Consider the following 6,890-nt stretch of genomic DNA (forward strand, 5'->3'; position numbering starts at 1 on the left):
GGCTCGTTATGACGAGCCGACTCGGCGCTGACTCGGCGGGACGAGGGTGCGCTAGGCGGTGAAGAACTCCGCCGCGACCGGCGCCAGGGCCGACGCCTTGACCATGTGGTCCTGCCCGTCGAGGACGACGTAGCGGCCCTCGGGAACGGCCTTGGCGATGGCCTGCTGGGCATTGGTCATGTAGGTCGGGCTCTTGCTGCCCGCCACCGACAGCACGGGCACCGACACGCTCTTGAAGTAGCCGCCCGGCAGGGGCAGACCCTGCTGGAACGGCACGCACATGCCCAGGTCGTAGACGAGGGTGTGGGCGACCGGGGTGAGCTTCTTGAAAGCCGGGGTGAGACGCATGATCTTGACCGCGACCAGCGGCATGCCGACCACGCGCATGAACCGCTCGACCGCGGCGGCCCGCTTGCCCTTCTCCACCAGGGCCTCGACCTGCTGCGCCAGGTCGGCGTCGTTGGGGCGGTGGGTGTCGTCGAGGATGAGCGGCGCCTCGTAGGCGACGATCTTGTCGATCGGCAGCCCGGCCCGCGCGGCCTCCAGGGCGAGGAAGGCGCCGGAGCTCAGGCCCAGCAGATGGGCGTGCCCGCCGGCCGCCTCGATCACCGCGGCCAGGTCGGCGACCTCCTGCTCGACCGCCTCCATGGTGCCGGCGGCCGCCGGCTTGGCGATGTTGCTGTCGCCGCGGCCGCGGCGGTCGTAGCGGTAGACGGTGAACCGGTCCGAGAACGCGTCGGCCAGCTCCTTCGACGGCCCGAAGCCGCGGTAGCACAGGGCCCCGTCGACCAGGACGAGCGCCGGGCCGGTGCCGACGACGTCGTAGGCGATCGTGGTGCCGTCGGCGGAGGCGGTGGTTGTGGTCATGGTTCACTCCTCGAAAGATCCGGTTGATACTTACGCGTCGGACGAGTCCTCGTCGCTTCGACACGCGGCGGCACGTCGCTCGAGAAGCTCCTGTTCCCCGGCGTTGGTGGTCAACGAGGCCGCCTCGTCGAACGCCACCGCGGCCTCGAGGTGCCGCCCGGCGCGGTGCAGCAGGTCACCACGTACGCCGGCAGGCAGATGCGACCCGGGAAGGGCTCCCTCGGGGAGTGCCGCCAGGATGGCCAGCCCGGCATCGGGACCGAAGGCACGCCCGTGCGCCACCGCCCGGTTGACCTCGATGACGGCGCCCGGGACGCCGCTCGCGAGCATGTCGTAGAGCCGCGCGATCTCGGCCCAGTCCGTCTCCTCGGCCCGCCGGGCGCGGCCGTGGCACGCGGCGATCATCGCCTGCACCAGATAGCTCCCGCCGGGGGTGCCGGAGGAGGCGAGCGCCGTCGCCCGGTCGACCGCGGCCAGGCCGCGACGCAGCAGCAGCTGGTCCCAGCGGGTCCGGTCCTGATCCTCGAGCAGTACCGGGTGACCATCGGCGTCCGCCCGCGCCGCGAGCCGCGACCCCTGGATCTCCAGCAGCCCCTGCAGCGCCTGCGCGTCGGGATCGCCCGGGGCGTGCGCGGCGAGCATGCGGGCCAGCCGCATCCCCTCCAGGCACAGCTCGGGCCGGGTCCACGACGGTCCCGACGTCGCCGCGTAGCCCTCGTTGAACACGAGGTAGATCGTCTGCATCACATCGCGCAGGCGAGCCGCCCGCTCCGCCCCCACTGGCAGCTCGAACGAGGCCCCGACCTCGGCCAGCGTGCGTTTCGCCCGCGAGATCCGCTGTCCGACGGCCGACTCCTTGGCGAAGTAGGCCCGGGCGATCTCGGCGGTCGTCAGCCCGCCCACGAGCCGCAGCGTCAGCACGGTGCGGGAGTCGGGAGCCAGCACAGGATGGCAGGAGAGGAACATCAGCCGCAGCACATCGTCCTCGATGTGGTCGACCGCGGCAGCCAGGTCAGGCATCTCACCCTCCTCCAGTTCGTGGCCCAGCAGGGCGACCTTGCGGCGCAGCACCTCGTCGCGGCGGAACCCGTCGATCGCGCGCCGTTTCGCGATCGACATCAACCACGCGCCGGGGTTGCGAGGGATGCCCTCGTGCGGCCACTGCTCCAGCGCCGCGACGAGGGCATCCTGGGCGAGGTCCTCGGCCAGGTCGAGGTCGTGCGTCATCCGCGCCAGACCGGCGAGGAGACGTACGGACTCGTTGCGCCAGACCGCGACGATCGCGTCTTCGGTGGGAGAGCTCATTCAGCAGGGGTCGGCGGACCGAACAGCGGCCGCATCTCCACCGTCACGTCCTGCCCCGGCCACAGCTCCTCGTGGAGCTGGATCATCCGGCGGCCGAGCTCGATGGCCTCGTCCGGCGAGCGGACCTCGAAGAGCGAGAACCCACCGGCTACCTCCTTGGCCTCCGCGAAGGGCCCGTCGACGTGGGTCACCTCTCCGGCGCTCAGCCGGATCTCCACCGCGGGACCGAGCCCGTCGGCGTCGAGCAGGATGCCGTCGGCGTACTGCTGCTTGATCTCGGCCTCCACCGCCTCGATCAGCGCGGCCGGCGGCGGCCCGGCCTGCGGGTCCATCTTCACGAACATCATGTAGCGCATCTGCTTCTCCTTGCGGGTCGGCGACGCGTCCGTTGCGCGTCGTCGCCTACGCGTCGAGGAGAGCCTGCCGCTTTCGACACGCCCGCACCAGAGATTTCGGTACGTGTCGCCTAGGACGCCTTGGACTTCTTCTTCTTGTCCTCGGTCTCGTCCGGGACCTCCTCGCCGCGCGACTTCTTCGCTGCCGCGACCGAGCGCTGCAGGGCGGCGAGCAGGTCGACGACCTCGCCGGAGGTCTTGGTGGAGGTGGGGGTCCGCTCGACCTCGCCGCCCTCGATCTTGGCCTTCACCATCTCCTCGACGGCGCTGGCGTAGTCGTCGGAGAACTCCTCGGGATGGAAGTCGCCGGCGAGCGTCTCGACGAGCATGTTGGCCATCTTGATCTCGGAGTCCTTGATCTCGCCGGCCTCGACCTTGAAGTCGGGCACCCGGATCTCGTCGGGCCACATCATCGTCTGCAGCACGATCACGTCACCGTTGTCGGTCGGCCGCACCCGCAGCGCGGCGATCGTGGTGCGCTGGCGCAGCGCGACCGTCACCAGCGCGACCCGGTCGGCGTCGAGCAGGGCCTGGCGCAGCAGCGCGTACGGCTTGACCCCGGTGTTCTCCGGCTCCAGGTAGTAGCTCTTCTCGAAGAGCATCGGGTCGATCTGGTCGCTCGGCACGAACTTCTCCACCGCGATCTCGCGCGAGGAGGTCGTCGGCAGGTTGGCGAAGTCGTCGTCGGTGAGCACGACCATCTCGCCGTCCTCGGTCTCATAGCCCTTCGCGATCTCGGAGTAGGGCACCTCCTCGCCGTCGATCGAACAGATCCGCTGATAGCGGATCCGGCCGCCGTCGGACTGGTGCACCTGACGGAAGGAGACGTCGTGGGACTCCGTCGCCGAATAGAGCTTCACAGGCACGCTGACCAGCCCGAACGACACCGCGCCCTTCCAGATCGCACGCATGGTGACTCCCTCCACAAAGGCAACAACGTGCCCAGTATCCGTCGGATAGATCGTTCCGGGAACCCATTTGAGCACGTCAAACGCCACATCCTCGGCCAAGATGGACGCATGCGTCCCATGCTCGCCACACCCGGCGCCCACGTTCCGCCGGGGGAGGAGTGGGTCCATGAGGTCAAGTGGGACGGCATCCGCCTCCTCGGCGACAGCCCGGAAGGACGTACGCAGACCCGGCTGACCACCCGCAACGACAACGACGCGACCCGTGCCTGGCCCGAGATCGCCATCGGCCCGGCGCGCGACGTGCTCGTCGACGGCGAGGTGATCGCGCTCAACGACGCCGGGCTGCCCGACTTCCGGGTGCTCATGGATCGGATGCACAACCGCGACGCGGGCCGCGCGGCGCGGTTCGCGGAGCGGATCCCGGCGACGTACATGGTCTTCGACCTTCTCCGTCTCGACGGGCGGCTGCTCATCGAGGAGTCCTGGGCCGAGCGCCGCAAGGTCCTCGAGGCGGTCCACGCCGACGGCGACCTCGGCTCCTGGCAGGTGCCGGCGACCTACGACGACGGCCGGATGCTCCACGAGGTGACGCGGGCTCAGGGGCTGGAGGGGATCGTGTCGAAGCGGCGTATCAGCCGCTACCGACCCGGTGAGCGGAGCAAGGACTGGGTGAAGCTGGCCCACCGCTACCGGGCCTCGCTCGTGGTCGGCGGCTGGCGGCCCGAGGTGGGCACCGAGGGCGGCACGGAACGTATCGGCGCTCTGCTGGTCGGGCAGCCGACGCCCGACGGGCTGGTCTACCGCGGGCGGGTCGGCAGCGGCATCGGCGGCAAGCGCGCCCAGCGGCTCGGCGAGCTGCTCCGCGAGACCGGCCGGAACCCCTTCGCCGGACCCGACGTCGACCCCGACGGGGGAGTGCCGCCGGTCGACGCCCGCGGCACCCACTGGGTCGAGCCCCTCCTCGTCGTCGAGGTGGAGACCCACGGCACCGCCGTCGCGGCGGCGAGCTACAAGGGCCGGCTGCGGCAGCCGAGCTTCATCGGCATCCGCGAGGACATCGAGCCAGAGGATCTGTGATGGTCGAACGCGAAGAGGTACGCGTCGAGGTCGACGGCCGGGTGCTGACCCTGACCAGCCTCAGCAAGGTGCTCTATCCGCGCACGGGCATGACGAAGGGCGAGGTGCTCAACTACTACGCCCAGGTCGCGCCGGCGCTGTTGTCGCAGCTCCAGGACCGCGCCGTGACGAGGATCCGCTGGCCGCACGGCATCGGCGACATGTCGTTCTTCGAGAAGAACGCACCGGCCGGCACGCCCAGCTGGGTACGCACCGTCACCGTTCCGACAACGGGATCCCGAACCGCGGACCACAGGGAGGGAACACTCACCTTTCCGATCCTCGACAGCCTCGCCGCCCTCACCTGGGCCGCGAACCTCTCCGCGCTGGAGCTGCACGTCCATCAGTGGACGGTCGGCGCCGACGGCACTCCCGCCGGGGCGAACCGGATCGTGATCGACCTCGACCCCGGCGAGCCCGCCGGCCTGCAGGAGTGCTGCGAGGTGGCGCTGCTGGTGCGCGAGGCGCTGGCCGCCCGTGACCTCGCCGCGACGCCGGTGCTCAGCGGGAGCAAGGGCGTGCACCTGTACGCCGCCCTGCCGGAGCCGGTCGAGCCGGAGGTCGCCACGGCGCTGGCCAAGGAGATCGCCGAGGACCTCCAGAAGGCCCACCCGAGCAAGGTGACCGCGACGATGACCAAGAGTCGCAGGTCAGGCAAGGTTTTCCTGGACTGGTCGCAGAACTCGGGATCGAAGACGACGATCTGCCCCTACTCGCTGCGTGGCAAGGAGATCCCGACGGTCGCGGCCCCGGTCACCTGGGACGAGGTCACGGAAGGGGCCGAGGATCCGCTCGGTATCGACCAGTTCGGACCTAACAATGTGATCACGCGCTTATCTGAAAGGGGGGATCTCTTCACAAGCCCTACGGGGCTGTAACTATTGTTCTCTTCATGTCGAACTCCGTGCTTGTCGTAGAAGACCAAGAGGACATCGCTGCTCCCCTGGTGCGCACGCTCCAGCGTGAGGGCTATGACGTCACCTGGGTCGATTCCGGCAAGAAGGCGCTGGAGCTGCTGGCGCCTCCCTACGACGCCGAGCTGGTGCTGCTCGACCTGGGCCTCCCGGACATGGACGGGCTCGAGGTCTGCAAGGCCGCGCGCGACAACGGCTACGAGGGCGGGATCATGATCCTGACCGCCCGTGACGCCGAGATCGACCTGGTCGTCGGGCTCGACGCCGGTGCCGACGACTACCTGGCCAAGCCGTTCGCGCTGGCCGTCCTCCAGGCGCGGGTCCGCGCCCTCCTGCGCCGCTCGGGTCCGGTCGAGCCCGGCGCCGACGACGACGCCCTGCGCATCGACGTAGCGGCCCACCGGGTCTACGCCGGTGAGCGCGAGGTGACCCTGACCGGCAAGGAGTTCGCCCTCCTGGCCGTCCTGGCCGCCTCCCGCGACAAGGTCGTCTCCCGTGACCGGCTGATGGCCGAGGTCTGGGACGAGAACTGGTACGGCTCGACCAAGACGCTCGACGTCACGGTCGGACGCCTGCGTCAGAAGCTCGAGGCGGCCGGTGTGCAGGAGAAGGTCGTCGCGGTCCGCGGCGTCGGTTTCCGGCTCGAAGCAGCGGAGTAAACGCAAGTTCGACACGGTGTCATATGCGTGTTCTGTGCGTGAGATGTTTCACAAACCAGGGCAAAGTCACGCGTGAACACGCCGGATGTGCTCCAGATTCGACCGTTCGGGCTTGGATCCGGCTTGGTTGGCATGTCACCTTGGTTGAGCTGTGCACAACGCACGACCGGCCCCGGTACACGCCGAATCCTGTCCCTCCGGACGCCGGCCCCGACTACTGAACCCCCTTTACCCTCACACTCAGCAGTACGTATGGGACAGGAGCGGGGGACCCAAGTTCCACGCGACTTACTCGGACGGTCGCTTGGGGTGAAGCCATCGCAGGATGGCCGGGCAACCTTCTAGCCCGAACCCGACAGCTCACCTCGCAGGCGTGGGAAGGAACTCACGCATGTCCAAGTCCGTATCTCATCCTGCCCATCGAGGCGCGCCCCGGCCGTTCCGGTCGCCGAACGTCTCGATCGCCCGGACGATCGCAGGATCTCTCAGGGCCCACGGCAAGTTCGTCGGCCGCGTCACCCTCGCCAGCGGCATCGCCGCCGGTGCCCTGGTGGCGGTGCCCGCCGCCAACGCCGCCCCGGTCTCTCACGAGACCTCCACCGTCGAGCCGGCCAAGGTGGTGGAGGCTCCGACCCTGGAGGCCTCGGCCACCCCCACGGCGATGCTCACCGACATCAAGCAGCTCGAGAGGGCTGTCGAGGTGCAGGAGCGCAAGGCCGAGGC

The 6,890-nt window shown here is 69.5% G+C and carries 8 protein-coding genes and 1 riboswitch; of the genes, 4 read left to right on the forward strand and 4 right to left on the reverse strand.

Annotated features, from left to right (window positions below):
• Positions 1–51: 51 nt before the first annotated feature.
• From ACFU7D_RS27790 to ACFU7D_RS27805, 4 genes are all read right to left on the reverse strand, one after another.
• On the reverse strand, positions 52–867 hold the full coding sequence (locus ACFU7D_RS27790; protein WP_378873410.1) for an alpha/beta fold hydrolase: 816 nt from the start codon (positions 865–867) through the stop codon (positions 52–54).
• Positions 868–897: 30 nt separating this feature from the next.
• Positions 898–2,172, reverse strand: coding sequence for an RNA polymerase sigma factor (locus ACFU7D_RS27795; RefSeq protein WP_378873412.1), 1,275 nt, complete (start codon positions 2,170–2,172; stop codon positions 898–900).
• The gene (locus ACFU7D_RS27800) at positions 2,169–2,528 is read right to left on the reverse strand and encodes a YciI family protein (RefSeq protein WP_378728663.1); all 360 of its coding nucleotides are present in this window, start codon (positions 2,526–2,528) and stop codon (positions 2,169–2,171) included. Before ACFU7D_RS27800 ends, ACFU7D_RS27795 begins: the two co-directional genes overlap by 4 nt.
• 110 nt (positions 2,529–2,638) lie before the next feature.
• Complete coding sequence (locus ACFU7D_RS27805) at positions 2,639–3,478, reverse strand: Ku protein (RefSeq protein WP_378873414.1); 840 nt, start codon at positions 3,476–3,478, stop codon at positions 2,639–2,641.
• A 108-nt stretch (positions 3,479–3,586) separates the two neighbouring features.
• Here ACFU7D_RS27805 and ACFU7D_RS27810 point away from each other — a divergent pair, with 108 nt between their 5' ends.
• The 4 genes from ACFU7D_RS27810 to ACFU7D_RS27825 form a co-directional block, all read left to right on the forward strand.
• On the forward strand, positions 3,587–4,555 hold the full coding sequence (locus ACFU7D_RS27810) for a DNA ligase (protein WP_378873417.1): 969 nt from the start codon (positions 3,587–3,589) through the stop codon (positions 4,553–4,555).
• On the forward strand, positions 4,555–5,472 hold the full coding sequence (gene ligD, locus ACFU7D_RS27815) for a non-homologous end-joining DNA ligase (protein WP_378873418.1): 918 nt from the start codon (positions 4,555–4,557) through the stop codon (positions 5,470–5,472). Before ACFU7D_RS27810 ends, ligD begins: the two co-directional genes overlap by 1 nt.
• A 14-nt stretch (positions 5,473–5,486) precedes the next feature.
• Entirely contained in the window at positions 5,487–6,167 is a 681-nt protein-coding gene (locus tag ACFU7D_RS27820) for a response regulator transcription factor (protein WP_176884042.1), read from the forward strand.
• Between the two features lie 213 nt (positions 6,168–6,380).
• Positions 6,381–6,553: riboswitch (cyclic di-AMP (ydaO/yuaA leader) on the forward strand.
• Between the two features lie 5 nt (positions 6,554–6,558).
• Positions 6,559–6,890: hypothetical protein (locus ACFU7D_RS27825; protein ID WP_378873420.1), on the forward strand; the 332-nt coding region annotated here is incomplete at its 3' end.

Origin of the sequence: Nocardioides sp. NPDC057577 (assembly GCF_042801335.1) — a bacterium.
GTDB lineage: Bacteria > Actinomycetota > Actinomycetes > Propionibacteriales > Nocardioidaceae > Nocardioides.

Bases quoted from the DNA above. Each gene is read 5' to 3' on its own strand.
- ACFU7D_RS27805 (WP_378873414.1), bottom strand. From the start codon at position 3,478: ATGCGTGCGATCTGGAAGGGCGCGGTGTCGTTCGGGCTGGTCAGCGTG.
- ACFU7D_RS27800 (WP_378728663.1), bottom strand. From the start codon at position 2,528: ATGCGCTACATGATGTTCGTGAAGATGGACCCGCAGGCCGGGCCGCCG.
- ligD (WP_378873418.1), top strand. From the start codon at position 4,555: ATGGTCGAACGCGAAGAGGTACGCGTCGAGGTCGACGGCCGGGTGCTG.
- ACFU7D_RS27790 (WP_378873410.1), bottom strand. From the start codon at position 867: ATGACCACAACCACCGCCTCCGCCGACGGCACCACGATCGCCTACGAC.
- ACFU7D_RS27820 (WP_176884042.1), top strand. From the start codon at position 5,487: ATGTCGAACTCCGTGCTTGTCGTAGAAGACCAAGAGGACATCGCTGCT.
- ACFU7D_RS27810 (WP_378873417.1), top strand. From the start codon at position 3,587: ATGCGTCCCATGCTCGCCACACCCGGCGCCCACGTTCCGCCGGGGGAG.
- ACFU7D_RS27795 (WP_378873412.1), bottom strand. From the start codon at position 2,172: ATGAGCTCTCCCACCGAAGACGCGATCGTCGCGGTCTGGCGCAACGAG.